The sequence below is a fragment of the Streptomyces purpurogeneiscleroticus genome (genome assembly GCF_020024005.1).
Lineage (GTDB): Bacteria > Actinomycetota > Actinomycetes > Streptomycetales > Streptomycetaceae > Streptomyces > Streptomyces purpurogeneiscleroticus.
This window is the reverse complement of sequence record NZ_NHSG01000316.1, coordinates 1-2,734: the sequence shown is the minus strand read 5'-3', so window position 1 is coordinate 2,734 and position 2,734 is coordinate 1. Positions and strand designations below refer to the sequence as shown.

The 2,734-nt window shown below is 68.9% G+C and carries 2 protein-coding genes and 1 pseudogene; 2 read left to right on the top strand and 1 reads right to left on the bottom strand.

Translation table 11 applies throughout. The annotated features are described in order from the left end of the window. Positions 1-97: 97 nt before the first annotated feature. On the bottom strand, positions 98-310 hold the full coding sequence (locus CCS38_RS35585) for a VTT domain-containing protein (RefSeq protein WP_223734763.1): 213 nt from the start codon (positions 308-310) through the stop codon (positions 98-100). A 174-nt stretch (positions 311-484) separates the two neighbouring features. Between CCS38_RS35585 and CCS38_RS20495 the strand changes: the two genes are divergently transcribed. Both CCS38_RS20495 and CCS38_RS20490 read left to right on the top strand, forming a co-directional pair. Further along, complete coding sequence (locus tag CCS38_RS20495; protein ID WP_223734762.1) at positions 485-1,669, top strand: ABC transporter substrate-binding protein; 1,185 nt, start codon at positions 485-487, stop codon at positions 1,667-1,669. Between the two features lie 765 nt (positions 1,670-2,434). Further along, positions 2,435-2,734 (top strand): annotated as a pseudogene (locus CCS38_RS20490) (hypothetical protein); the annotation flags it as partial.

Genomic DNA, 2,734 nt, shown 5'->3' with positions numbered 1-2,734 from the left:
GACTCGGACGGCAGGGGCGGGCGGGAGATCACTCCCGCGGCGCTCAATCGGGCCGTACTGCCCTTGCTGACCAGGACCGCCATGACGGCGGTCGAGATCACAAAGCGGGGGAGGCGGGTGAAGTGGCCGAGGCTCCGGCGGTCACATATACGGCGGTGCCGGGCAGCACGCCGAGGGCCGTCGCGGCCGTGAACGGCCACAGGCGTGCTCCGGAGAAGGATGAGGCAAAGTTGATCGCCTGAAACGGAATGCCGGGAACGAGACGGAGCAGCAGCACTCCCCGAAGGCCCTGATCCGGTGCCGCATGCACACCGCGCCATAGCGCTCCTGCCGAGGCAACCACACGGCGCACCCCCACATGCCAAGCACAGGCGCATTCACTCAGACGGCAAGCGTGTCGGCATCCGGGCCGCGGCCACCGACGCGGAAGATCACGGGTGGCCGACACGGCCAAGGAGGCTTCCGCACAACAGCGAGGGACGGGATGGCGACCACGGAAACCGCTGCGAAGAGACTGTGCATCGGCGCCGTCGTGCCCCGCACCGGACGGCTGTCCAAACTCGGCGATCCACTCTCCTTCATCCTGACGCACCTGGCACCGCGCCTGTCCCACCTGACACGCGGTAACCGCCGCCACCCCGTGACACTCGCCTGGCGCGACAGCCGGTCCGATCCCGCACACGCCCGGCAGGCCGTGACCGAGCTGGTGCGCCACGAGCAAGCACAGATCATTGTGACCATGGCAGGCACCAAGGTGCTACCCGCCGTGGCCGACGCCTGCGAAAAGGCCGGGGTGGCATGCGTATCCACCACCTTCCCCTGGCAGGCATACGTGCACACGCGAGGCACCGGCCCGGGCCGCTTCACCTACCACTTCGCCTGGGGCCTGGACGACATCGCAGCCGTCTTCGCCGAGATGTGGGAGCGCCTCGGCCCCCGGCACCACGTCGGCTGCCTATGGAACGACGACCTGCAAGGCCAATTGCTGCGTCATCCCACACATGGCTTCGCACCCGTGGCGTCCGCCCGCGGCCACCACTTGACCGAGCCGGGCGGCTATCGCGAACCGGCACAAGACTTCACAGCGCACCTCGGCCACTTCCGGGACCACAACGCCGAGATCGTCACCAGCGCGTCCACCGCCGAGGATCTGGCACTGTTCTACCGTCAGGCCGGCGAGCGCGGGCAACGCCCCCGGCTGATCACCTGCTCACGCTGGCTGGCCTACCCGCGCGGCACGGCAGCCGCCGAGCTGGACGAAGCCCGCGTGGCCACCTTGATGTACTGGTCACCCCGGCACCCCTTCCGGTCATCCCTGGACGGCAGCACCGCCGAACAACTGGCCCATGCCTACCAGCAGCGCACCGGTAACCTCTGGATCCAACCACTCGGCCTCGCCCACGCCCTGCTGGAGGTGGCAGCCCACGCCCTGACGACCGCCGACGACCCCACTGTCCCCCGCTCGGTGGCCGACGCGGTCGGCCGTACCCGTCTTCCCACCATCGCCGGCCTCCTGGACTGGACCAGCGGGCCCACCGCCAACGTCGCTCACGTGCCGCTGATCGGCGGCCAATGGAAAACCCACCACCGTCACCACGAACTTGCCGTAGTGACCAACACCAACATGCCCGAAATCCCAGTCGAGGCCGACCTCGCTCCCGCCCGCTGACTTCCCCTCAGAACGAAACACATCTCAGCCGTGGACAACAGGCAAGGCCAAACCCAGCAAGAAACGGGTGTCCGAGCAGTGCGTCAGCTCCTCTGAGCAGCCGTCTTCCGTGCGGCAAGGCCGTAACTCATGGGCGAAGCGTCGATGCCTGGCGCATGGGGCAGCCCGCGACCGCGGCCGAGAAACGGGTCCGGTTGTTCCGGTGAATCAAACCTTGGGAACACTGCTACTGAAGCACGCTCACGCCCCACACCCGACCTGCGCCAGGGGACCGATGCCAAGGCCCTGGCTTGGGCCCCAACTGTCTTCACCGCCACCCAGTGCCCCCGGCCCTCTAGTGCGTCCCGAGCCAGCTGACCGGCGGCGGCCTTCTCGGCCCGGTGGGCGGGCGGTCAAGGCCCGGGCACGAGAGGCATTCTTCCGTGAGGACCTACTTGCGAACTCTGCTACCGCTCGTCTTCACCCCTCCTACCGGCCCCAGTTAGTTGGGCCACGGGCAGGCAATCCTCTGGAAGAACGACAGCAACTGCTGCGGCACGAACACCTGGCTGCGCCTCCAGCCGGTGAGCCAGGACGGTACCCGCACCACCGGAGACGCCGTACGGCTGATCCGGCAGGACCGCGACTGGGAAGGCGGACTGGTCGAGGCGCCCACCCTCGTCCGGCGCGACGGCCGGTACGTGCGGTTGTACTCGGCCGGCTTCTACGGTGACGGCGGCAGCAAGGCGCTCTACCAGGCCGAGGACGCCCGGGTCGACAAACGCCGTGATCCGGGACGCGGTCGGCGCCCTGGGCGGCCGGGCCGTCGGACACAGCGACGACCCGGACAGCTCCGTGGAGTTCACCTTCTTCGCCGCCGCGGCCGGGGACCACACCCTCTCCGTACGCTTCGGCAACGGCTCCCTCGGCAACGGTGGGACCGCGGCCTTGGAGCACCATCCGGCTGTCGAAGGGGGCTTCTACGCCGAGCTGGACAGCATCGAGGTCGTCCGACCCGCGGCTGTGGGAGTACGGGCGGGACTCCGGCCACGGGAAACGGGCGGGGCTGCCGGAGTCCCGCCCGTA

Coding starts and splice junctions, on each gene's coding strand:
- CCS38_RS20495 (WP_223734762.1), top strand. CDS start 485: ATGGCGACCACGGAAACCGCTGCGAAGAGACTGTGCATCGGCGCCGTC.